Genomic DNA, 22,485 nt, shown 5'->3' with positions numbered 1-22,485 from the left:
CCGGCGCCCTCGGCGTCCCCGTCTGGGTGCTCGTTCCCTTCGCCCCCGACTGGCGCTGGATGCTCGACCGCGACGACACCCCCTGGTACCCCACCATGCGCCTGTTCCGGCAGGACCGGCCCGGCTCCTGGGACACCGCCATCGACCGGCTGGAGCGCGCCCTGCGCAGCCATGCCGCCCATTCCACCCACACCCGGACAGGACCTTCCGACATGCCGATCCTGGCGCCCGTTTCCTGGGGCGAACTGCTGGACAAGATCACCATCCTCGACATCAAGGCGGAGCGCATCGTCGACGCCGACAAGCTGGCCAACATCCGGCGGGAACACGAAGCGCTGGTCGCTGTGGCGGCGCAGGCTGACACCGCGCGACCGGAGGTGGCGGCGCTGATCGACGATCTGCGCGCGGTCAACACCACCCTGTGGGAGGTCGAGGACGAGATCCGCGACTGCGAGCGCGCGAAGGATTTCGGCCCGCGCTTCGTCGAGCTGGCCCGGCAGGTCTATCACACCAACGACCGCCGCGCGGCGCTGAAGCGCGATCTGAACCGCCTGCTCGGCTCCGAGCTGGTCGAGGAAAAATCCTACCAGGCCTATTGAGGCCCGACAGCCCTCCTCCCCTCCAACCGAAGAGTCCTGTTCCATGACCGCCGCCGAACCCGCCACCGGGACCGCCAGTCTTCCGGCCGAGCAGAGCGCCCCGGATTATCTCGTCGTGGAACAGCGCCTGACGCAGGTTCTGGAGCTGTGCCGGACGGGCCGGCCGGAGGAGGCGGAGGGGCTCTATCGCGCGCTGTGCGGCACCCCGCCAGGGGATCCCGCCGGGCTACTGTCGATGGCCGAAGCCGCCCGCATCCTGGCCCGGCCGGCCGAAACCGTGGCCTGGGCCGAAGCGGCGGTACGCAAGCAGCCGGACAGGGCCGAGGGCTGGAGCGTGCTGGCCCTGGCCTTCATCGCCGCCGGCCGCACCGACGACGGCTATGCCGCGGCGGCCGAGGCGCTGCGGCGGACTGGAGCCGAGGAACCGGGAGCCGGAACAGCGACCATCCAGGCCCACCGCGCCCAGGCGCTCGCCCGGCTGCGCCGCGGCCAGTTGGCCGAAGCGGCGGCGGCCTGCGACACGGCGCTGCGCCTTGCCAACGGCGTGGTGCAGCCCGGCCAGGCTCTGCGTCAGGCGCGGGCCGAGACGCTGGGCACCCTGGCGCTGGTCCGCATGCTGGAGGGTCGGGCGGAGGAGGCCGAGGCGTTGTTCCGCCGCGCGCTCTCCCACCGGCCGATCCTGCCGGAGATCCTGGGCAACCACGCCTCGCTGCTGGCGCGGCTGGGCCGCGACGAAGAGGCGCTGGAGCAGGCCGAGCAGGCGGTGGCGCTGCGTCCGCGGCTGGCGGGAACCCTGCACCTGATCGGCACCCTGCACCACCGCGCCGGCCAGCCGGAATCAGCCATCGCCGCCTTCCACCGGGTGCTGGTGGTCGACCCCAGCCACCTCGACGCCCGGCTGCGGCTGGCCGACAGCCTGCGCGTCGCCGGCCATTGGCAGGAGGCAGCCACCGCCTGCCACGACGGGCTGGCCCGCATCGCCAACCCAGACGATCCCAACCGAACAGCATTGCTGGCCAATCTGGGCGCCGCCCTGCAGTCCGGCGGCGACGCCGCAAGCGCGCTGGAGGCCTATCGCGAGGCGCTGCGCCTCTCCCCCGATTTGCCGGAGGTCCACAACAACCTCGCCCGCCTGCACCAGGAGACCGGCAACCCTGACGACGCCATCGAGGAGCTGCGCCGCGCCACCGCCGGCCGGCCGACCAACCAGCCGCTGCCCCTGGCGCTGCGCCGCGCCCTGCTATCGCTGCTGATCGCCGCCGGCCGCACCGCCGAGGCGGAAGCCGAGGCCTTCGGCATCGCCCGCACCGCGCCGGAGGACGCTGAGCTGTGCTTCGAGATCGCAGCATTGTTCCTGCAGGGCGGATGGCGCGACCAAGCCCTGCCCTACGTGCGCAAGGCGATCCGCCTCGCCCCCGACATGCCGCGCAACTGGATCGCCTTTGTCGAGGCGCTGCGCGACGCCAACCTGCCGCACCCCGACGCGGGGCTGGACGAAGGGTTGCGCGCCGACCTGCTGGCCGCGCTCGGCCGGCCGGAGGTGGAGAGCGCCGGGCTGGCCCGCGCCATCGCCGGCGTGCTGCTGGCCTCGCCCGTCATCAGGACCCTAGCCGCCCTGCCGGAGGATGCCGGCCCCACGCTGGACGATACCAGCCGGACCCTGCTGGCCGACGGATCGCTCGCCGGGCTGGCGGAGGACGCGCTGCTGCTGGCCCATCTGCGCACCGCCCCGGTCTGCGATCTCGTGCTGGAGCGCGCGCTGACTCGGCTGCGCCGGGTGCTGCTGCTGGCGCTGACCGGTCCCGGCCTGCCCGACCGGCCGTCCTGGCGCGCCCTGTGCGCCGCCATCGCCGAACAGGGTTTCCTCAATGAATACGTGTTCGCCGAGACCGACGGCGAGTTCCAGGTGTTGGCGGTGCTGGTCCGCGCGGCGGAGGCGGCGCTGGACCGCACCGAACAGCCGCCGGCGGTGCTGGTGGCCCTGCTCGGCGCCTACCGTCCGCTCTACCGCTGGGAACGGGCGGAAGCCCTGCAGTCCCTGTCCTGGCCGGACGAGATCGCCCGGCTGCTGGAACGGCAGGTCGCCGAACCGCTGGCCGAAGCGGCGATCCAGGCGGAGCTGCCGGCGCTGACGCCGATCGGCAACCCGGTGTCGGTCGGCGTGCGCGCCCAGTACGAGGAGAATCCCTATCCGCGCTGGATGACCACCGGCCTGCTGCCGGAGCCGGTGCCGTTGCCCCGCTTCCTGCACGCGCTCTTTCCACACGCCGCCCTGCCCGCCTCCCCCGCCTGGGACGCACCGGGCTGGGAGGCGCCGGAGGTGCTGGTCGCCGGCTGCGGCACCGGGCGCGAGGCGGTGTGGGCCGCCTCCACCCTGAAGAACGCAAAGGTGCTGGCGGTCGACCTCAGCCGCCGCAGCCTCGCCTACGCCACCCGGCAGAGCCGGCGGCTGGGGCTGAAGTCCATCGAGTTCGCCCAGGCCGACCTTTTGGAACTGGGGATGCAGGATCGTCGCTTCGATGTGATCCACAGCGTCGGCGTCCTGCACCACATGGAAGACCCGATGGCGGGCTTGCGCGTTCTGCGCGGGCTGATGCGCCCGCATGGCGTGATGGAGGTGGGGTTCTACAGCGCCGCCGCCCGCCGGCCGGTTCTGGCCGCTCGCCAATTCATCGCCGAGCGCGGCCACCCGCCGACCCTGGACGGCATCCGCCACGTCCGCCGCGACATCCTGGCCCTGCCGGACGGCCATCCGGCGCGCGCTGTCGTCCACTCCCCGGACTTCTACGGCACCAGCGCCTGCCGCGACCTGCTGATGCATGTCCACGAACTGCACGTCACGCTGCCCTGGCTGGCCGACGCCTTTGCCGCGCTGAAGCTGGAGCTCCTGGGCTTTCGCCTGGCCGATCCGGCGGTGGCCGCGCTCTACCGCAAGCGCTTCCCCGAAGACCCTGCGATGGCCTCCCTCGGGCGCTGGGACCGGCTGGAAGTGGAGCATCCGATGATCTTCGGCGGGCTGTACCAGGCCTGGGTGCGGGCTCGGGGGTAGAACGACGTATGACTGGGAAACAGACCGTTACAGACGGCACCGAGATTAACCATCACCATTTGCGTGCCAATGCGCACTCACTGCCGGTGCCGAGGAGCGCCCGATGATCATCGTCCGCCTGTCCGACGGGCTCGGGAACCAAATGTTCCAGTACGCGTTTGGCCGCGCTCTGTCGACACGGCGCGGCGTGCCCTTGCGCCTGGACCTGTCAGCCTACCGGGTCGAGCGCAAGCGCCGCTACGAGCTCCATTATTTCCTGACCGAAGAAACCTTCGTCACCGATGAAGAGGCGCACCGCGTCGTCACCCGACCGCACAACCCCGACGAACCCTGGTGGAATCAACCGGTCGTCCGGGAACCGCATTTCCATTACAGCCCCGACGTCGTCCAGGTGTCATCGGCCGGCTATTTCTCCGGCTATTGGCAATCGGAACGACATTTCGACGACGTGGCGCCGCTGATCCGGCTGGAGTTCACCCCGAAGCAGCCGCTGGCTGGCGCCAACCTGGAGGTCGCACGGGCAATTGCCGCCCGCAACGCAGTCAGCCTGCATGTGCGCCGCGGTGACTACATCAGCGACCCGAAAGTCAACGTCCTGCACGGGGTGTGTTCGCTTGACTATTACCGGGCTGCGGTAGCCCATGTCGCGGCACGGGTGGAAAAACCGGAGTTTTTCGTGTTCACCGACGATCCCGACTGGATACGTACCAAGCTGAAGCTGGATTTCCCAGCCTATCTCGTCACACAGAACCAGGATGCTCCGGTAGAGGATCTTCGTTTGATGACACTATGCCGTCATCACATCATCGCCAACAGCAGCTTCAGTTGGTGGGGTGCTTGGCTGGGCGAAAAGCCGGGACAGATTGTCTGTGCTCCGCAACGCTGGTTCGGCGCCTATCCGCATGACACCCGCGACTTGGTACCAGACCGCTGGACCCGGCTGGACGGCTGACCTTCGGCTCTGACGATGGAGGCACTGCACCGCAGGCATTTTGCCCAATAACCGTCAACCGACCGCATCAGGTGCAGGTGCGGAAGGGCCAGATGACATGGAGCCGTTCTATGTGAGGAAGTTCCATAGGGGTCGGAAATTACCGCTCCATATCTTGGTATGCCAGGGGAGCGTCCAGTATGAGATGGTGCGGCTGGCCAATCCTGCCGTGGCGGCGCTTTACCGCAAGCGCTTCCCCGAAGCTCCGGCGATGGGCTCGCTCGGGCGCTGGGACCGGCTGGAGGCGGAGCATCCGATGATCTTCGGCGGGCTGTACCAAGCCTGGGTGCGGGCAAGGGCGTAAAGTTTGCGGAAGAGATTGAGCCTGAGATAACGAGCTGGTATTCGGCACTGGCCGGGCGCGGGTGCGCTCGTTGAAAGCGGAGAAGTTCCATGCGGGTCGGGATCTATCGCTCCATGCCTTGGTATGCTGGCGGAGCGTTCCAGTATGAGATGGTCCTTCTGGACGCCCTGGCTGCATTGGCCAAAAATTCTGCCAACCATCTTGTCTGCCTCAACCGCCCGGAAGACAATCTCCATAACTTGGTTGCGACCGGCAACATGAGCTATGGCGGTCTCCCGCTGCAATCATTGGGGGAGCCATCTTTCCAGCAGGGACCGCTGGAGACTTACCTCAATCAGGGCCCGCCAGTCCTGCCGGAACTGGATTCGAACGTTATTTATCTAGACCGGCCAGCGGCCCTGCAATTCCGCCAAGCAAAGGTCGATTGGCTATTTCAGCTTCAGCCGAGCGTAACAGCCTTTTCCGCCCTGATGCCTTTTGTGATGCCGATCCACGATCTTCAGCACCGCCTGCAGCCAGAGTTTCCCGAAGTCAGCGCTTACGGTCAAGTCGCTTATCGCGATTACCTGTATCGGAACGCCTGCCGCTATGCCACGCTGATCCTGGTAGAGTCCGAACACGGCAAACAGGACGTACTGCGGTTCTATAGCGATGTGATCAACGAGGATCGCATCCGCATCCTGCCACTTTACCCCCCGGTACGGGCGGGGGCCATGCCGAGTGAGGACGAACTGCGCCGGACAGCCGCCGCATACAATCTTCCTCCCCGTTATTTCTTCTACCCGGCCCAATTCTGGCGCCATAAGAACCATCATCTGATCATTCAGGCGATGCGCCGGCTAAAGGAGCAGACCGGGGAAAAAATTCCCCTGGTGCTGTGCGGCACCTATATGGACTACGTGCGCGCAGTCACCTTCAAAGAGGTTATGGAATTTGCCGAAGAACAAGGCGTGCGCGACCAGATCCATTATCTAGGTTGGGTTCCCGATAAGGACATGCCTGCACTCTATAGGCTGTCGGCCGGTCTGGTCATGCCGACTTTCTTCGGCCCGAGCAACATCCCTGCCCTAGAGGCATGGAATTACGGTCGCCCCGTCATCACATCTGATATTCCGGGCCTGCGTGAACAGACGGGGGATGCAGGACTGCTCGTCGACCCGCGCTCTGCAGAGCAGTTGGGCGATGCCATGCTGCTTCTCTGGCGGGACGAGGCATTCAGTAGCGAACTGGGCGAGCGGGGTCGCAAGCGGCTGGCATCCTGCAATTGGAACGCCTTCGTCGCCCAGGTGGCTGCCGTCATCGAGGAGGCCGGTGCCAGGCTGCGCGACGGCCGCGCCCCACGCTATCCCGACGCCGGATTTTGACCACATCCCGCTCGTCCGCTGCCCACGGTTGTTCCGAACCGCAGGCCTCCTCCCGTGCGCAAGCACGCCCACAAAATATGACTTGTGTTGGACGTCCCGACCAAGGCAAGGATGTGCCAGTCTTAAAAGCATCTGCGTTGGGTACCCGAAACCATGATCGAGCGGATCGAGTTCAACGGCGAGCAACTCGCCCTGATCGTGCGCAGCAGCTTTCAGGAGCCAGGCGTCCATTTCTTCACGCCAAGCCATCTGTCGCAGCAGTTAGCCTACATGCGCCACCCCACCGGCCACGCCATCCCGCCCCACATCCACAACCCGGTGCCGCGCGAGGTCCAGTACACCCAGGAGGTATTATTCCTACGCCGGGGCCGCCTGCGCGTGGACTTCTATACCCAGGTCGGCGCCTATCTTGAAAGCCGCGAACTCGGACCCGGCGACGTGATCCTGCTGGCCACCGGCGGGCATGGCTTCGAGATCCTGGACGAAGTCGAGATGATCGAAGTCAAGCAGGGTCCCTACGCCGGTGACGCCGATAAAACCCGCTTCACCGGCATCGGCAGCGCCCAGGCGCGCGTCGTCCGGCTCTGATCCCCACCATACCCATGGCCGGCAGCCCTCCAGAAGGAGCGTTCAACCACATGATTCCGGTTTCAGAACCGCTCTTGGATGAGCGCGCATGCGCTTATGTGCAGGAAGCCGTCAGCACAGGCTGGGTATCGTCCGATGGCCGCTTCATCCCTGAATTCGAACGCCGCTGGGCTGAATATTGTGGCGTGGAGCACGGCGTGGCCGTGTGCAACGGCACCGTGGCACTGCAGGTGGCCATGGAAGCCCTTCGGTTGGAGCCCGGCTCGGAAGTCATCCTGCCCAGCCTGACAATCATCTCCTGCGTGTTGGCGGTGATCGAGGCGGGCTGCGTTCCGGTGCTGGTCGACTGCGAACCCGACACTTGGTGCATGGACATGGCGCAGGTCGCGGCCCGGATCACGCCGCGAACCCGCGCCATTATGCCGGTGCACATGTACGGCCACCCGGTGGATATGGCCCCGCTGCTAGAACTGGCCGAACGCCATGACCTTGCGGTCGTCGAGGACGCCGCCGAGGCCCATGGGGCGGAGTACCGCGGCCGCCGTGCCGGCGGTATGGGCACGCTGGGCTGCTTCAGCTTCTATGCCAACAAAATCATCACCACCGGCGAGGGCGGCATGGTGGTGACCGCCGACGCAGCACTTGCCGAACGGATGCGCTCTCTACGCAACCTGTGCTTCCGCCGCGACCGCCGTTTCCTGCACACCGAGCTCGGCCACAATTACCGCATGACCAACGTGCAGGCGGCCATCGGCGTGTCGCAGGTCGAGCGGATCGAAGACCATCTGGCGCGCAAGCGGCGCATGGCGGCGCTCTATGCCGAACGCCTCGGCGACCTGTCCGGCCTCGCCCTGCCGGTGGAGCGGCCGGACGTCCGCAACGTCTACTGGATGTATGGCGTGGTCTTGGACGACAACGTGCCCTTCGACGCCGTTGAGTTCGCCCGGCGCCTGCGCGACCGCGGGGTGGACACCCGTCCCTTCTTCCTCGGCATGCACGAGCAGCCGGTCTTCCACGACCGCGGCCTGTTCGTGGACGAGCACTATCCGCAGACTGAGCGCCTAGCCCGCCGCGGCCTCTACCTGCCCTCGGGCCTGCCGCTGACAGAAGCGCAGATCAATACTGTTTGCACCGCAGTGCGTGAGGTGATCGCATGAGCGACGACGTCTTCGGAACCAGCTACGCAGCGGCCTATGACGCCCTGTACCGTGACAAAGACTATGAGGCCGAGTGTGACCTCATCGAGCGTATCTTGAACGAACACGGACATGATGGCCCTCGCCGCCTGCTCGACCTCGGCTGCGGCACCGGGAACCATGCCCTCCCTCTGGCTCGGCGCGGTCACACCGTGATCGGCGTGGACCGCTCGCCCAGCATGCTGGATCAAGCGCGCATAAAGGCCAGAAAGGCGGATTTCCCAGACGGAACCCCGGCTCCTGCCTTCCATCCAGGCGACGTGCGCACATTGAATCTTGGAGTACGATTCGATGCGGCGTTGATGATGTTTGCCGTACTGGGCTACCAGCACGAGAATGCCGACCTAATGAACACCTTGACCACCGTGCGGCAGCATTTGACGCCGGGTGGCCTATTCGTCTTCGATGTGTGGAACGGCTTGGCTGTACTGACTGATCGGCCTGGGCAGCGCATCCGTACGGTGAAACAAAACAAAACCCGCATCATTCGAAGCACTGAAACTCAACTTGATTATCTGAATCAACGTTGTTTCGTAAATTTTGAAGTTATGCATATTGAAGAGAATAAGGTGGTAAGTGAGCAGAGAGAGGAGCATATAATGAGGTTTTTCTTCCCAAAAGAAATTGATCTGGCTCTCACTTTTGCCGGAATGGAACTAATTGGTCTCAGGGATTTTTCTGATTACAGCAAATCAGTTGATGAAAAATCTTGGAATATAATTGGAATCGCGAAATCAAAATAATGGTCAAGACTAATTGAGAAAACAATCCTATAGTTGATTGTATCTAATTTTCAAAATGATGTTGTCCTCATGTACGTTTTTTTGGATTTTAATCATGACAACCTAGAAATTATTTATAGATTGATATTGTCGCTATAAAAAATTTCATTATAAGTTTCCTTTTATCCACCGGAACAGCTCAGAGGACAACATGCGAATTCTCAACCAAAATTCCGCCGACCAATCCAAGATCTATGCGGATGATAACGGAAGGGTATTCCGAGAAATACCTGAATATTGTCATGAATTTTTTAGAAATAATCAAAATTCGTTTCTTATTAACAAAATAGAAGGGCATATAGCCTCAATAAAAATTGCAGACTTCCATAATGGTCCATCGTGCTGGTCATCTGCGCAAGTGGAGGATTATGTCGCTTTTGGCCGCAACCTCTACGATGCTCTCTTGAAAGAAAATTTGTACCTGTGGGATGGGCATCCATACAACTTTATGTTTCATGGGCCTAGCCTCCGTTTTGTTGATATAGGGTCAGTAAAGCCTGGGAAAGACAATTATGGGATATTTTCTAGAGAGGTAAGCACATACAGTGTACTAAATGAATTTTATAGAACAAGCTATGCCTCACGCCTGCGACAGAAGATAGCAGAATCACAACCTCTTGATATTGAAGAAATTCTTCGTCTAGGTTTTGCCAGTCTTGCAGATGCAGATTGCTATACGCCAATGACGGAGCGTTTTAACCGCTTTCGCAATGGCCCCTCTTATAAGCCAAAGGGACGTTGGATCGGTTATCGTCCATCTATGGCAGATCTCGCTAGCGAGGCATCTAAAGATAAACGCACGGAATACCTAGAAAATATTATCTCTGCTAATAATATAACTCGCGTCATTGATGTCGGAGCCAACGATGGCATGCATGCAATTACGTGCGCCTCAAATGGATGCCACGTTTTAGCGATTGATATTGAGGATCACTCTGTTAACGGTATTTACGATATTTCCAAGAAAAACAACCTGCCAATTACTTCGACGGTTTCAACGCTATCAAGTTACATTCAACACCTGAAGTTTGTCGATCCCGTATTTTGGCCGAGCTGTGATATGGTAATATTCTTTGCCGTTATTCACCATATGATACACGACTTCGGCTATAGCTTTGAGAAGATTTTTGAGGAGATAAGCGTATTTTCTCCTCGTGTTATTATGTTGGAGTTTGTCTCGTATGATGATTGTTATCTAAGTCAGAGGCCAAGTAAAATTCCAAACTACAACATTAATGGCTTGTGCAAAGCGGCAACCGCATTCAATTATAGCGTGAATATATTGCCGCCCCATGAAACAGGCAGAAACATGATAGTTGCAACTAAAAGGAATATTTAACGTCTACCTACGGCATACCCGGGAGAGCACCCCCCATGTGCGGTTTCGCCGGCTTCGCCGGACCCGGCGGCGAGCGCGACCTCGCCGTCATGACCAGCATCATCCGCCACCGCGGCCCCGACGACGACGGTGTCCATGTCGACCACAGCGGTGCGCTGCCGGTGCATCTGGGCTTCCGCCGCCTCGCCATCATCGACATCGAGGGCGGCCACCAGCCGATGGCGACGGCCGAAGGCGATCTGGTCATCGTCTACAACGGCGAGATCTACAACGCGCCGGAGCTGCGCCGCGCGCTGGAGCAGGCCGGCCACCACTTCCGAACCGACCATTCCGACACCGAGGTGCTGCTGCACGGCTACCGGGAATGGGGCCCGGACATGCTGGAGCGGCTGAACGGCATGTTCGCCTTCTGCCTCTACGACCGCCGCCGCGGCCAGCTGGTGTTCGGCCGCGACCGCTTCGGCAAGAAGCCGCTGTTCTATGCCGAGACGCCGGACGGGCTGGTTTTCGCGTCGGAGGCCACCGCCGTGCTGTCCCACCCGTCGGTGCCGGACGGGCTGGACCGCACCGCCCTGGTCAAGTATTTCGCCTACGGCTTCATCCCGGCACCGCTGACCGCCCATGCCGCGGTGCGCAAGCTGCCGGGCGGCTGCAGCATGGTTTACGACCTGACCAGCCGCCGGCTGTCGGTCAGCCGGTACTGGGACTACCGGATGGTGGTGGACGACCAGCCGCCGGGCGGTCCCGACCAGTGGGCCGAGGAACTGCGCGAACTGCTGGACCGCGCGGTGGAGCGCCGGATGCTGAGCGACGTGCCGGTCGGCTTCTTCCTGTCCGGCGGCATCGACAGCGCCGCCATCGTGGCGCTCGCGGCCCGCCACCGCGACCCGGCGTCGATGAAGACCTTCACCATCGGCTTCGATGAGCCGAGCTTCGACGAGAGCAGCTATGCCGCCGACGCTGCGCGCCATTACGGCACCGACCATGCCTGCCGCACGCTGAACCTCGACACCGCGGCCGGGCTGCTGCCGGAACTGCTCGGCCGACTGGACGACCCGATCGCCGATCCCTCCCTCCTGCCGACGCATCTCTTGTCGCGCTTCGCCCGCGAACGGGTGACGGTGGCGCTGACCGGCGACGGCGGCGATGAGCTGTTTGCCGGCTACGACACCTTCGACGCGCTCAAGCCCGCGCGACTCTACCACCACGCCGTCCCCCGCCCGCTGCACCGGCTGGCGGAGGCGGTGGCCCACCGGCTGCCGCGCTCAGATCGCAACATGAGCTTCGACTTCAAGCTGCGCCGGGCTCTGCGCGGGTTGGGGCACCGGCCGGCGCACTGGATGCCGGCCTGGCTGGGTCCGGCCTCGGTGGAGGAGGTGTCGCGGCTGTTCGGGACCGACCTCTCCGCCGACGATCTCTATGACGAGGCCGACGCGCTGTGGCGCTCAAGCGCCAGCCGGCACGACGTCGACCGCTCGATCGAGTTTTACGGCCGCTTCTATCTGGGCGAAAACCTGCTGATCAAGGCCGACCGCGCCAGCATGTTCTGCTCGTTGGAGACGCGCTCGCCCTTCCTCGACCGCGATCTCGTTGCCTTCGTCAGCCGCCTGCCGGCTGACGTGAAGCTGCAGCCGAATGGCCTGATGGGCGGCACCCGCAAATGGATCCTGAAGAAGGCGATGGCGCCGCTGCTGCCGCCGGCGATCCTGGCGCGGCCCAAGAAGGGCTTCGGCATCCCCTTGAGCCGCTGGCTGCGCCACCTGCCCCAGCCGCCGCTGGAGACCGCGGCGCGCATCGGGGTGGACGGCGGATGGCTGGCGGCGCGCTGGGACGAGCATCGCAGCGGACAGGCCGACCACCGCGGCCTGTTGTGGGCCTGGACTGCGCTCGCCACCGCGCTCACCGGCGGCCGGGAGCGGGTGCCGGCGGCCCGGGCCGAGCAGGAAAAGGCAGGGGGGGTGGCATGAGCCTCGGGAATTTGTTCCGGGACCTGTCCGCCTCCCGGCCGGCCGGCTCCCGTTTGGTCACCTCCCGCCTGGCCGGCTCCCGTTTGGCCGTCATCACCGGCGGGCTTCTGGTGCTGTTGGGCGCCCTGCTCTATTACGCCGGCTACATCGACGCCGGCATCAACACCGCCGACGACGGCCATTACGCCCAGGTCGCCTACGAGCTGTGGCTCGGGACCGATCCGCATGCCCTGCGCTTCGGCTACGGGCTTTTGTGGTTCAAGATCGGCGAAGGGCTGTTCGCGCTCGTCGGGCCGAGCTGGCTCGCCGTCCAGTGGCTGTTCCAGGGGCTCAGCGCCCTAACCGGGCTTCTGGTCTATGCCGCGGTACTGGCGGTCACCGGACGGATGCTGCCGGCGCTGCTGGGGGCCGCGGTGGCAGTGGCGGTGCCGGCCTTTCCGCCGACCGTCTTCTATGCAGCCTGCGTGCTGCTCAACGTCTTCCTCCAGGTGCGGCTGGCCGGACGCTGGCGGCGGATGGCGGCGGGCGACCTGATCGCCCCGGCAGCCGGCCTGTCCGTGACCTTCCAGATCCGACCCGACTTCGGCTTCGTCTTCGCCGCCACGCTGGCCGGGCTGCTCCTGCTGGGGGCCGTGGCTGGCGGCCGGCAGTCCTGGGGGCGCCGCCTCGCCCGGCTGGCCGGAAGCGCCCTTGCCGTTGCCACCCTGGCGCAGGCGCCCCTGATGGCGATGGCGGCGGCCGGCGGCTATCTCGATCTGATCGTCGACGAGTATCTGCGCTATCCGGAGATTCTGTGGCGCTACCTCGCCGCCGGGCTGGGCGGTGGTGGACTGGGCGGCGGGAGTGCCGTCACCGACACCGGCGCGGCCGGCACCCTCTTGGGCCGACCGCCGCTGTCGGACCTGCTGAGCGGAAGCTGGACCGCCAACTGGACCGGCGGCACCCCCACCGCGGCGATGGCGCTGCTGGTCCATCTGCCGCTGGCGACGGCTGCGGGGTTCGCGCTGCTGACGCTGGCGCGGCTGCGCCGGGTGGAGAGCGCCGACGGCGTGCCGACCCGGCTGGTGGTGCTGGCCGGCGGGGTCGCTGCCCTGCCCCACTATTTCCTGTTCCGCCCCGACCTCGCCCACATCGCCAACTTCATGCCCGGCCACATCGTGCTGGTCTGCGTCCTGCTGGCCGACCTGGCGGCCCTGGCCCGGCGGGCGGACTGGAGCCCGGCAGGGCTGGCCACGCGCGCCGGGGCACTCGCGGCGGCGACGCTGCCCGCTTTCGGGCTGGCGGTCTATCTGTGGATCGGGCTGACCATGCCGGGAACCGGCTCGATCGCCAACGCCGCCGGCCGTACCGTACCCTTCACCGCCCACAACGGCGTCGCTGTCCGCGTCAGCCCCGGCGAGCGCCCCCTGCTCGACGCCGTGCGCGCGGCGGTGGAGGCGCATTCGAACCCGGGCGACCGCATCGTCTGCGTCCCCTTCTGCCCCGGCATGGCCTTCATGACCGGCCGGCGGATGCTGCTGCGCGACTGGTATGTCGACGATTCGCTGCTGGTCACCGATCCCGACTGGCTCGAACGCGCCATCGCCGTGACGCGCGAGGCCCGGCCGCCGGTGGTGATCGTCGTGGATTGGGCGATCAACGGCACGGACATCTCGCGCTTCGCCAATTGGGCGCGCCCCTATGTCGCCATGCTGGAGGCCACCGCCACCGGGCGGGTGGATCTGCCGGGAATCACGATTTACCTGATGCCCCGCTGAAACAGGCGGGCCGGAAGGCGCGACGCCTCAGGCCGGCGTCTCCGGCCGCTCGTCGAAATTGATCTTCGTCTTGATGGAATAGTGGCTCTTGCCCTGGCTCTCGAAATAGATGCGGACCAGAAGCTCGGCCAGCAGCCCCATCAGGATGCACATCACGCCGGTGACCAGCCCCATCGTCACCAGGAGCGGCAGCGGCGTCAGGATGAAGGAGATGCCGTCGACCAGCTTCAGATAGATCGCATAGATGCCGGCCAGGAAGGACAGCCCCATGAACATCAGGCCGGCGAAGCCGAAGATGTAGATCGGCTTGGTTTCGTACTGGGTCAGGAACTTCACGACGATCAGGTCGAGGACGACCTTCACCACCCGCTCCAGCCCGTATTTCGACGTCCCATGGCGGCGCGGGTGGTGGCGCACCGGCATCTCGGTCAGCTTGGCGCCCTGCCAGCGGGCGTAGATCGGCACGAAGCGGTGCATCTCGCCATAGAGCCGATAGCCCTGCAGCATCTGGCGCCGGTAGGCCTTCAGCGTGCAGCCATAGTCGTTCAGCTTCACGCCGGAGATGGTCGAGATCAGCTTGTTGGCCATCCGGCTCGGCAGCGTGCGCAGCAGGAAGCCGTCCTGCCGGTCGGCGCGCCAGCCCGACACCACGTCGTACCCCTCGTCCAGCTTGGCGAGCAGGCCTGCGATGTCCTGCGGGTCGTTCTGCAGATCGCCGTCCATCGGCACGATGACGTCGCCGCGAGCATGGTCGATGCCGGCCATCATCGCCGCGGTTTGACCGACGTTGCGGCGGAAGTTGATGACGCGGATGCGGCGGTCGGATGCCACCCGCTGCAGTTCCGCCTCCGTCCCGTCGGTGGAGCCATCATTGACGAAGATGACCTCGAAGCTGCGCCCCAGCCCGTCGAGCGCCGGGATCAGCCGGCCGCACAGGGGAGCGATGTTGTCCTCCTCGTTATAGACCGGGATCAGGACCGAGACGGAAACCGTGCCGGTGTCCATGGCGGCGGATCCGGGGGCAAGCAGGAGGGTCATCGAACGGGTCCGGAGGCTGCGGGTCATCTATCGGAGGCAATGCCGGGCCATGGTATGGCCGCTGGATCCGGCAAGCGCAACGGCTAATTGGGCGGAAGATAGGGGAAGGGTGCACAATCGGACGCCACGACTTCGGCAACCCCGCGTCCATCGCCGAGAGGAGGGAGGATGCCTGTCTGGTAGGCATTCCGGATCACCTCACGAATTGGACCGGAGCCTCCACCAGCCCCCAGACAGGATTGCTGGTGCCGCAGATGTAGACGTACCCAAGTGCAGTAAGAAGTTCCTCGATGAGTCCGACCACCGCGATATCCTGTTCGAAGATCAGCCAATTCGGACGCTTGCGCCAATCCACTCCCAGAAGCACGTCGAGTTCCCCCCCCTGCACGTCGATCACAAGCAGTAGATTATCGATCCCGCCCAACGCAAGGGAACGCAGCGGCATGACATTGACGACGGTTTCGCGGATGGCGGCGAGATAGCGACCAATGTTCGCGCGGTAAACGTCTCCCCGGAATTGGTTCTGCCGAATCCAGAATTCAACACTTTCACGAAAAAAGCTGCCCTGTCCGTGCGCCCAATTGTTCGGCGGCCCGTCACCATTCATTTCATCGGCAATTTCCGGGAGAACATGGTAGAATTTCCGCTCCGCCTCGTTCATGCCTGCCGCCATTTTCAGCATCAGCGTATTCGGCCGGGTAGCGTGAATCCTGGACAAAGTGTCGAAGTAATAGCTCAACGGCTCGATCAGCACTGCTGAAATAGCGTTGTGCCGTTCGTCGGACAGATATCGGTAAAGCGGATCCTCCATCACCCCATCGTTGGCGCCGATTTGGATCACACCTCGAGAACCCGTCATCCTGTTGAAGAACAGGTCGATGAAACCCTGCTCATCCTTCGGCATCGGCAATTCCCGCCTGCCCGCGGGCTGCTGAGCAGGCGCCCAGGATTCATAAGACACGAAGGCACATCCCGTTCCCAGAACGTCTGGACGCGCCCGCTCGACCGGGCAGATCCGATTGCCGAAGCGCTCCCAAGCCATGTGGTTGACATAGATGCGCTCAGGCCGAGTGTTGGCGAGGAAGGTTCCCATCGTTTCGTATTCGCTGAAGCCTGAGACTTCAGACAGGTCGGTCGCGGACAAGATCGCGTCGTACCAGCGTTTCCCATGCCTGTTCTCGACGACTGCAACAAACTCATCGAGCCACTCCCGGAAAATGGGAAAGCACTGGGCGATGAAGCTGAAACTCACGCGCTTTTCTAAACCGGTCAGCTTTCGAATAGCTTGGAAATAGGGAAGGTGGTGTTCTCTTCCCTTGAAATAGATGAGATTGTCGTCCTGAATAAAATTCAGATCGCATAAGGGGATCGTGTCGGCATCCCAGATAAGCAGCACATCGTCCGGAGCAGACGGCAGCTGCAAGAGGCTGCTAATTTTCAGGATTTGCTGATAATACCAGCCGGCCCGGGACCGGTTTCCCTCCGGCATTCGCTTGGCAACATATTCCAGATCGATGTCGGGAGCCACGACACTCTCAGCGATGACCTCGAAACGGGGGTTGCTCACCGCCTTGAAGATGTGAGTATACCTTTCGGGCGTGACGACAACGTAACGTTCAGCCTTGATATGCCGGGGAATAGCGTATGACGCGTGAATCCAGACACGGATGTCCTTGATTGTCGCAACACAGACAACGTTTTTAATAATCTTCGTCATTTTCTCAGTCACCGCAGAAAATCTATAGGGATTTTTATTCAGTCTACCGCCAAAATTTATAAAAAATCATACAGAGGACATCGGACACATCGAAAAACCCTTCGGTCGGGGAAGAGGCAGCGTATGGTGGTTCCAGCAAAAAGCGTAACTTAGGACCTTTGGAAAAACCATGGCTCAAAGCCTGATGTTGGGAGGCCTTCTTCTCCGCCCTTCCGACATCGCCAACCGAGCGGCTGGATCAGAAGCCCGAAGAGCCAGGGGAAGAGGTAACCTTCAGGTTAACACGATGTCCGCTGCTCCCGCAGGACCGTTAGGTCGATGACGGCGCCCAGCAGCGCCACCATCACCTGGAAGGCGAGGATGCCGAAGCCCAGCGCCAGCGACTGGGCATGCGGCACCCCGACCAGATCGAGCAGCCCGACCAGAGACGCCTCGCGCAGACCGATGCCCGCGACGGTGACCGGCATCAGCACGATCACCGACATCAGCCCGATCACCGCACCCCACACCGAGAAGGGCTGGTCGATGCCGACCGCCAGCCCCAACGCCTGGCTGCCGGCGACCGCCGCCACCTGCACCGCGATGCCGCCGGCGATCGACAGCAAGGCCCGCCCCGGCCGGCGCGTCTGGTCGCGCCAAGCCTCCAGAAAGCGGCGCAGGGGGCCGAGGAGCAGGGCCTCACGCTTCGGTCCGGCACGCCAGCCCAGCAGAGCCAGCAGAAGGGCGCGGGCCGGCTCCCAGGCCAGCAGCGCCGTCGCCGCCACCAGCCCGGCCAGCACCAGCCCCACCCCGACCAGCAGCCCGTCGCCGAAGCGCGCCGACTGCATCGACAGCCCGCCGCCGGTCAGCAGCAGCAGCCCGGCGATCCCCGTCATCTTGTCGAAGGCGACGGCCGAGACGATGCGGCCGCCGCCGATTTCTCCCTGCCCCTGCCCCTGCCCGCGCCCCTGCCCCCGCCCTTCGTCGCGGCTGAGCCGGTAGGCCTTCACCGCCTCCCCCGCCAGCTGGCCCGGCAGGACCAGCGCGTAGAGCTGCGCCACCAGCGTGTAGGCGAGCAGCCGCCCGGCCCGCAGCTCCGGCAGCAGCACTCGCAGCTTCAGCGCGTTCAGCACATGCATCAGGAAGAACAGCAGACCGGCGAGCGCCATCAGCCCCGGCGACGCCACCGCCAGCACCCGCCCGACCTCCGCCACATCGACCCGCCACAGCAGCAGGGCGACCAGCAGCGCGCTGACCAGGGCTTTCAGGCCGGGACGCATTTAAAGACGCCTTTTCATGAAGTCATGAAGTGATGTGAAGTTTCCCCCTCTTCCAAAAGAGGAAGAGGGAGGCTTCTCACGACCCCGGCCGGCGGGCCAGCACGTAGATGTAGTCGCCGTGCGACCAGGAGTTCAGACGGAACAGGTGGTACAGCGCCTCGGCAATGAGTCGGCGGCCGGGGCCGTAGTCGCCCTCCGTGCCCTGGCCGCTGGCGGCACCCAGAACGTTGCGGTAGAGCGGCGAGAAGAAGGGGAAGCCCCATTCCACCACCCGTTCGATCTCCAGCCCGACCGACTGGATCTTCGCCTGCAGCTCGCCGCGGGCATAGTTGCGGTGATGGCCAACCGTACGCTCGAAGTCGCGCATCCGCCCCTGCAGAGTGGAGACCAGCAGATAGCGGCCGGTCATGGCGGCGAGGTTGCGGAGCGCCGCGACGTCGTCCTCGATATGCTCGACCACGTCGGTGCAGACCACCAGGTCGAAGCGGCGGTCGAGATGGCCGGCGGCGACGTCGAGCAGGCCGAACTCGGCGTTCGGCGCCCGGCGGCGGGCGACGTCGATGGCCTTGGCGGCGAAGTCGAGGCCGGTGTAGCTGGCCTGCGGCTTCAGCGGCATCAGCGTGGCGAGCAGCGAGCCCTGGCCGCAACCGACGTCGAGCAGGCTGTCGTAATTCAGCGGGCGCACCATCTCGGTGACGATGCGGCGCAGATGCCGGCCGGTCGGGCCGTATTTGCGCATGTCGTTCCAGCGCCGCTCCCAGCTGTCGTCGTAATCGACGCCGCCCGGGTGATCGGCTGCGGCAGCGGGCAAGGGGGTAGCGAGGGGAGTGTTGGCGGACTTGAATGCGTCGTCGCTCATGCGGGCCTCCGGCGCAGGATGAATTCGTTGCAGCCCGTCGGCACGCGCGGCGGACGGACCTCCAGCATGTCGAAGCCGAGCGCGTCCATCCGCGCCCGCACCTCGTCGGCACTGGCATATTCATAGGGGTAGCCGCCGAGCCAGTCGGTGACGTCCACCCAGAACTCCATGCCGCGCTCCTTGCGCAGCGGGTTGGAGCCGGTGATCGCCCAGGTCGCGAGCAGCATCAGCGAGCCCAGCGTCCAATCCAAAACCTTCCGAAGAAAGCCCGGCGACAGATTGTAGACGATCTTAATCAGAGTCCAGATCGGCGAGGTCCAGTGGCGGTTGTAGAGCGCCAGCACGAAGGTGCCGCCCGGCGCCACCAGCGGGGCCACCGTCTCGACCGCCGGCCACATCGACCCGGTGTGGTGCAGCGAACCCCAGGCATAGACCACGTCGAAGCGGCCGAGCGAGCCGACGAAGCCGCTGTCGAGCGCCGAGCCGCGGTGGAACTCGATGCGCTCGGCCAGTTCGGGGGCGAAGCGGCCCAGGTTGCGGCGGGCGACCTCGACCCCGGTGGGGTTGACGTCGAAGCCCAGCGCGCGGGCGACGCCCAGCTTGCCGGCGGCGATGGTGAACAGGCCGGAGCCGGAGCCGACGTCGCAGAAGCTGGCGCCCTTCAGCCGGTCGGTCCCAACCAACCCCTTCAGGCTGTCGATGGCCGCCACCAGCCGCGGCTCGTCCAGCACGGTGCGCGAGTAATGGTCCCAGTTCTCGCCGAAATCGAAGGCCAGGGCGGGTGTCCCGGCCGGGGTTCCGCCCCCGCCTTCCGCCGTCTTCACCGGTTCCGCCACGCTGTCCGATCCCTTGCTGTCCGAGCCCGATCTGCCGCGCCGCCATACGCTCCCGAAAGCCGCCGGATGTCAACAGGACGTCGAGCGACGGGAAGGTGGTGTGTCTTCTTGAAAGGGCGGAAATGGGCGGGCAGGTTCTCCACGGATGTCATACGCGGGAGCCCGAACGCCTCACTCCGCCTGCGCCGACCGGACCCGTTCCGCCGCGGCGCGACCGGCGAGCGCCAGATCGCGGTAGGCGGCGGCGACGGCGCGCCAGGAGAAATGCTCGACCACCCGGCGGCGCCCGCCCTCGCCCAGGCGGCGGCGCAGGGCCGGGTCTTCGGCCAGACGCGCAATGGCGGCGGCAAGCGCCGGCGTGTCGTCGGCGTCCAGCATCAGGCCGGTCTCCTCCTCCACCACCAGATCGCGGTTGCCGGCGATGCGGGTCGCCACCACGGGCAGGCCGGCGGCCATCGCCTCCAGCACCACGTTGGGCATGCCCTCGTCGCGCGAGGGGAAGACGAAGGCGTCGGCGGCGCGGTAGGCGGCCGGCAGCTCGTCACGCCCCAGCCAGCCGCAAAACGCGATGCGCTCCGACAGCCCGAGCCGGGCGGCCTGCGCCTCCAGCTCCGGCCGGGCAGGGCCATCGCCGACGATGGTCAGGCCGATGCGGTCGCGCAGAGCCGGCGACAGGCGGGCGAGCGCCTCGAACAGCACGTCCAGCCCCTTCTGCCGCACCACCCGGCCGACGAACAGCAGCGACAGGCGGTCGCCGGCACTTGTCGTATCGGCGGGGGAGAAGCGGGCGGCATCGACGCCGTTGGGGATGATGGCGATCGGCTGGTCGGGAGCGAAGCGGCGGGCGAGGTCGGCCAGCCCCTCGCTGTTGGCGACGACGGCCGAGGACCGGCGCCACAGCCAGCCGATCACCGGCCCGGCCAGCCGGTGATAGAGCGAGATGCCGTCATACTGGAAGCCCGGCACATCACCGCCGCGCAGGCTGACCGCATAGGGCACGCCGGACAGCGCCTTCACCATCCACGCTGCCGGGCCGCAGGGCAGGCCGAAATAGGCGATGGTGGCGTCCGGGCGCCAGCGGGCGGCGATCCAGGGCGCCATCACCAGCGAACTGGCGAGGAAGGCCAGCATCTCCACCACCGAGCTGCGGTCGCGGCGGCGGCGCAGGGTGGGAATGCGCCGGATCTCCACCCCGTCGGCCCGGCGCTCCACCCGCGGCAGATCGCCGAAGGCGGAGGTCAGCACCAGCACCTCTTCGCCCAAGGCCGCCAGTTCGCGCGCGGTGTTGTCGGTGGCGTTGGCCGCCCCGCCGCCCAGCGGCGGAAATTCGTAATTGATCAGCAGAAGCCGCGCCATGCCGCCCGCCACACTCCCCATTCGACGAGCGCCATTGATGCGGGGCCGGGAACGGCGATGCAACAGCCATCGCAAACAGGGCGCAAACAGGGAGCAAGGAGGGGCGCGCTTCCCGGGGGCCGTTCTTTGCAGAGCGCCCGTCTTCTGCTACTGATCCCGCCGCTCCCCAACCGAAGCGCCGCGGCCTCCATGAACATCGAACAAGCCTTCACGACGGCGGTCGACCTTCAGAAAGCGGGCCGTGCCGACGAGGCCGGACGTCTGTATGCGGAGATTGCCGCCCGCGATCCGCATTTCTCACCCGCCATCAACAACATGGGGCTGCTGCATGCCGCCGCCGGCCGCACCGAGGCGGCGATCGCCCTGTTCCGGCGGGCGTTGGCGCTGGTTCCGGGGTCGCTGAACGCCTGGAACAATTTGGGATCGCTGCTGACCCGGCTCGGCCGGCGGGATGAAGCGGCCGGGGTCTACCGGATCTCCGCAAACCTCAAGCCCGACCAGGCAGCGGTGCTCAACGAACTGGGCCTTCTGCTGGAGGGGCTGAAACGCCCGGACGAGGCGTGCGAGGCTTTCGCCCGCGCGGCGGAACTGGACCCGATGGAGGCGGAATACGCCAACAACCTCGGCGCCATGCTGCGCAACGACCAGCGGCTGGAGGCGGCGGCCCGCCGCTTCCGCCGGGCGATCGCGCTGAACCCGCAGCACAGCGGGGCCTACAGCAATCTGGGGTCCACAGTGAAGGACAGGGGCGCCTTCTGGGAGGCACTGCCGGCTTTCCGCCGGGCCACAACGCTGGATCCGGATTTCGCCGGCGCCCATTGGAACGAGGCCCTGGTCCGGCTGCTGCTGGGCGACTTCGTCCGGGGCTGGCGGGGCTATGAGTGGCGCTGGAAGCATGGCCGGCTGCCTTCGCCGCAGCGCGGCTTCGACAAGCCGCGCTGGGACGGGTCGCCACTGCGGGGCCAGCGGCTGCTGGTCTATTGGGAGCAGGGCTTCGGCGACGTGCTGCAGTTCGTCCGCTACCTGCCGCTGCTGGTGCAGGCGACCGGTGGGGCGGCCGGCGGACAGCCGATCATCCTCGAAGCCCAGCACGCGCTGCTGCCGGTGCTGCGCAGCCTGCCCGGCGTCACCGTGGCGCTGACCGGGGCGCCGCTGCCCGACTTCGACGTCCAGATCCCGGTGATGAGCCTGCCGGCGCTGTTCGGCACCCGGCTGGAGACCGTGCCGTCCCGCGTTCCCTATCTGAAGGCGGACCCCGATCTGGCGGCACGCTGGGGCGGACGGCTGACGGGCTTGAGCGGCCTGAAGGTCGGCATCGTCTGGGCGGGGTCGCCCACCCACGGCAACGACAAGAACCGCTCCATCGGGCTCGCCCCCTTCGCGCGGCTGGCCTCACTTCCCGGCGTCAGCCTGGTCTCCATCCAGAAAGGCCCGACCGAAGGACAGGCCGCCAACCCGCCCGGTGGCTTTCCCCTGCTGAACCT

General features: G+C 65.2%; 18 protein-coding genes. 12 read left to right on the top strand and 6 right to left on the bottom strand.

All coding sequences use genetic code 11. From position 1 onward, the window contains the following. The 11 genes from TSH20_RS35810 to TSH20_RS24430 form a co-directional block, all read left to right on the top strand. Nucleotides 1-599 (top strand): DUF6165 family protein (locus TSH20_RS35810; RefSeq protein ID WP_247874526.1); only part of this gene is annotated, 599 nt, incomplete at its 5' end. A gap of 43 nt (nucleotides 600-642) precedes the next feature. Further along, on the top strand, nucleotides 643-3,648 hold the full coding sequence (locus tag TSH20_RS24470) for a class I SAM-dependent methyltransferase (RefSeq protein WP_109157359.1): 3,006 nt from the start codon (nucleotides 643-645) through the stop codon (nucleotides 3,646-3,648). A 103-nt stretch (nucleotides 3,649-3,751) separates the two neighbouring features. After that, nucleotides 3,752-4,600 carry an alpha-1,2-fucosyltransferase gene (locus TSH20_RS24465; RefSeq protein WP_109157358.1) on the top strand — a complete coding sequence of 283 codons (849 nt, stop codon included), beginning with the start codon at nucleotides 3,752-3,754 and terminating at the stop codon, nucleotides 4,598-4,600. 184 nt (nucleotides 4,601-4,784) lie between these two features. Further along, nucleotides 4,785-4,943, top strand: coding sequence for a hypothetical protein (locus tag TSH20_RS35075; RefSeq protein ID WP_158282053.1), 159 nt, complete (start codon nucleotides 4,785-4,787; stop codon nucleotides 4,941-4,943). An 89-nt stretch (nucleotides 4,944-5,032) separates the two neighbouring features. Further along, on the top strand, nucleotides 5,033-6,307 hold the full coding sequence (locus tag TSH20_RS24455; RefSeq protein WP_109157356.1) for a glycosyltransferase family 1 protein: 1,275 nt from the start codon (nucleotides 5,033-5,035) through the stop codon (nucleotides 6,305-6,307). Nucleotides 6,308-6,460: 153 nt separating this feature from the next. Further along, nucleotides 6,461-6,895, top strand: a complete 435-nt coding sequence (locus TSH20_RS24450; RefSeq protein ID WP_109157355.1) for a hypothetical protein — start codon at nucleotides 6,461-6,463, stop codon at nucleotides 6,893-6,895. Between the two features lie 14 nt (nucleotides 6,896-6,909). Beyond that, nucleotides 6,910-8,052, top strand: coding sequence for a DegT/DnrJ/EryC1/StrS family aminotransferase (locus tag TSH20_RS24445; RefSeq protein ID WP_348770452.1), 1,143 nt, complete (start codon nucleotides 6,910-6,912; stop codon nucleotides 8,050-8,052). Continuing rightward, nucleotides 8,049-8,834 (top strand): class I SAM-dependent methyltransferase, encoded by a 786-nt coding sequence (locus TSH20_RS24440; protein WP_109157353.1) that lies wholly within the window; start codon nucleotides 8,049-8,051, stop codon nucleotides 8,832-8,834. Before TSH20_RS24445 ends, TSH20_RS24440 begins: the two co-directional genes overlap by 4 nt. 190 nt (nucleotides 8,835-9,024) lie before the next feature. Then, nucleotides 9,025-10,212 carry a class I SAM-dependent methyltransferase gene (locus TSH20_RS34725; protein WP_146205459.1) on the top strand — a complete coding sequence of 396 codons (1,188 nt, stop codon included), beginning with the start codon at nucleotides 9,025-9,027 and terminating at the stop codon, nucleotides 10,210-10,212. Between the two features lie 35 nt (nucleotides 10,213-10,247). Further along, on the top strand, nucleotides 10,248-12,179 hold the full coding sequence (asnB, locus tag TSH20_RS24435) for an asparagine synthase (glutamine-hydrolyzing) (protein WP_247871629.1): 1,932 nt from the start codon (nucleotides 10,248-10,250) through the stop codon (nucleotides 12,177-12,179). Next, on the top strand, nucleotides 12,176-13,936 hold the full coding sequence (locus tag TSH20_RS24430; protein ID WP_247871628.1) for a hypothetical protein: 1,761 nt from the start codon (nucleotides 12,176-12,178) through the stop codon (nucleotides 13,934-13,936). Before asnB ends, TSH20_RS24430 begins: the two co-directional genes overlap by 4 nt. A 27-nt stretch (nucleotides 13,937-13,963) precedes the next feature. On the opposite strand, the gene TSH20_RS24425 is transcribed toward TSH20_RS24430, so the two are convergent. The 6 genes from TSH20_RS24425 to TSH20_RS24400 form a co-directional block, all read right to left on the bottom strand. Further along, on the bottom strand, nucleotides 13,964-14,974 hold the full coding sequence (locus TSH20_RS24425; RefSeq protein WP_247871627.1) for a glycosyltransferase family 2 protein: 1,011 nt from the start codon (nucleotides 14,972-14,974) through the stop codon (nucleotides 13,964-13,966). Nucleotides 14,975-15,167: 193 nt separating this feature from the next. Continuing rightward, entirely contained in the window at nucleotides 15,168-16,691 is a 1,524-nt protein-coding gene (locus TSH20_RS24420; RefSeq protein WP_109157351.1) for a DUF6492 family protein, read from the bottom strand. A gap of 278 nt (nucleotides 16,692-16,969) precedes the next feature. Continuing rightward, nucleotides 16,970-17,950: a lysylphosphatidylglycerol synthase transmembrane domain-containing protein gene (locus TSH20_RS24415; RefSeq protein ID WP_109157350.1), complete on the bottom strand. Its 981-nt coding sequence runs from the start codon at nucleotides 17,948-17,950 to the stop codon at nucleotides 16,970-16,972. 76 nt (nucleotides 17,951-18,026) lie between these two features. Then, nucleotides 18,027-18,809, bottom strand: coding sequence for a class I SAM-dependent methyltransferase (locus TSH20_RS24410; RefSeq protein WP_109157349.1), 783 nt, complete (start codon nucleotides 18,807-18,809; stop codon nucleotides 18,027-18,029). Further along, nucleotides 18,806-19,645, bottom strand: a complete 840-nt coding sequence (locus TSH20_RS24405; protein ID WP_109157348.1) for a class I SAM-dependent methyltransferase — start codon at nucleotides 19,643-19,645, stop codon at nucleotides 18,806-18,808. Before TSH20_RS24405 ends, TSH20_RS24410 begins: the two co-directional genes overlap by 4 nt. Nucleotides 19,646-19,816: 171 nt before the next feature. Continuing rightward, nucleotides 19,817-21,001 carry a glycosyltransferase family 4 protein gene (locus TSH20_RS24400; protein ID WP_109157347.1) on the bottom strand — a complete coding sequence of 395 codons (1,185 nt, stop codon included), beginning with the start codon at nucleotides 20,999-21,001 and terminating at the stop codon, nucleotides 19,817-19,819. Nucleotides 21,002-21,190: 189 nt separating this feature from the next. Between TSH20_RS24400 and TSH20_RS24395 the strand changes: the two genes are divergently transcribed. After that, nucleotides 21,191-22,485, top strand: a 1,295-nt coding sequence (locus TSH20_RS24395) for a tetratricopeptide repeat protein (protein WP_109492995.1), incomplete at its 3' end; no start/stop codon positions are given.

This window comes from Azospirillum sp. TSH20 (genome assembly GCF_003115935.1).
In the GTDB taxonomy this organism is placed as follows: Bacteria; Pseudomonadota; Alphaproteobacteria; order Azospirillales; family Azospirillaceae; genus Azospirillum.
The sequence above is the reverse complement of the archived record's forward strand: the minus strand, read 5'-3'. Positions and strand labels throughout refer to the sequence as shown.

Excerpts from the sequence above, each read along its gene's own strand:
- TSH20_RS24470 (WP_109157359.1), top strand. The coding sequence starts at position 643 with ATGACCGCCGCCGAACCCGCCACCGGGACCGCCAGTCTTCCGGCCGAG.
- TSH20_RS24425 (WP_247871627.1), bottom strand. The coding sequence starts at position 14,974 with ATGACCCTCCTGCTTGCCCCCGGATCCGCCGCCATGGACACCGGCACG.
- TSH20_RS24445 (WP_348770452.1), top strand. The coding sequence starts at position 6,910 with ATGGCCGGCAGCCCTCCAGAAGGAGCGTTCAACCACATGATTCCGGTT.
- TSH20_RS24440 (WP_109157353.1), top strand. The coding sequence starts at position 8,049 with ATGAGCGACGACGTCTTCGGAACCAGCTACGCAGCGGCCTATGACGCC.
- TSH20_RS24420 (WP_109157351.1), bottom strand. The coding sequence starts at position 16,691 with ATGACGAAGATTATTAAAAACGTTGTCTGTGTTGCGACAATCAAGGAC.
- TSH20_RS24455 (WP_109157356.1), top strand. The coding sequence starts at position 5,033 with ATGCGGGTCGGGATCTATCGCTCCATGCCTTGGTATGCTGGCGGAGCG.
- asnB (WP_247871629.1), top strand. The coding sequence starts at position 10,248 with ATGTGCGGTTTCGCCGGCTTCGCCGGACCCGGCGGCGAGCGCGACCTC.
- TSH20_RS34725 (WP_146205459.1), top strand. The coding sequence starts at position 9,025 with ATGCGAATTCTCAACCAAAATTCCGCCGACCAATCCAAGATCTATGCG.
- TSH20_RS24415 (WP_109157350.1), bottom strand. The coding sequence starts at position 17,950 with ATGCGTCCCGGCCTGAAAGCCCTGGTCAGCGCGCTGCTGGTCGCCCTG.
- TSH20_RS24450 (WP_109157355.1), top strand. The coding sequence starts at position 6,461 with ATGATCGAGCGGATCGAGTTCAACGGCGAGCAACTCGCCCTGATCGTG.
- TSH20_RS24410 (WP_109157349.1), bottom strand. The coding sequence starts at position 18,809 with ATGAGCGACGACGCATTCAAGTCCGCCAACACTCCCCTCGCTACCCCC.
- TSH20_RS24430 (WP_247871628.1), top strand. The coding sequence starts at position 12,176 with ATGAGCCTCGGGAATTTGTTCCGGGACCTGTCCGCCTCCCGGCCGGCC.
- TSH20_RS35075 (WP_158282053.1), top strand. The coding sequence starts at position 4,785 with ATGGTGCGGCTGGCCAATCCTGCCGTGGCGGCGCTTTACCGCAAGCGC.
- TSH20_RS24465 (WP_109157358.1), top strand. The coding sequence starts at position 3,752 with ATGATCATCGTCCGCCTGTCCGACGGGCTCGGGAACCAAATGTTCCAG.
- TSH20_RS24400 (WP_109157347.1), bottom strand. The coding sequence starts at position 21,001 with ATGGCGCGGCTTCTGCTGATCAATTACGAATTTCCGCCGCTGGGCGGC.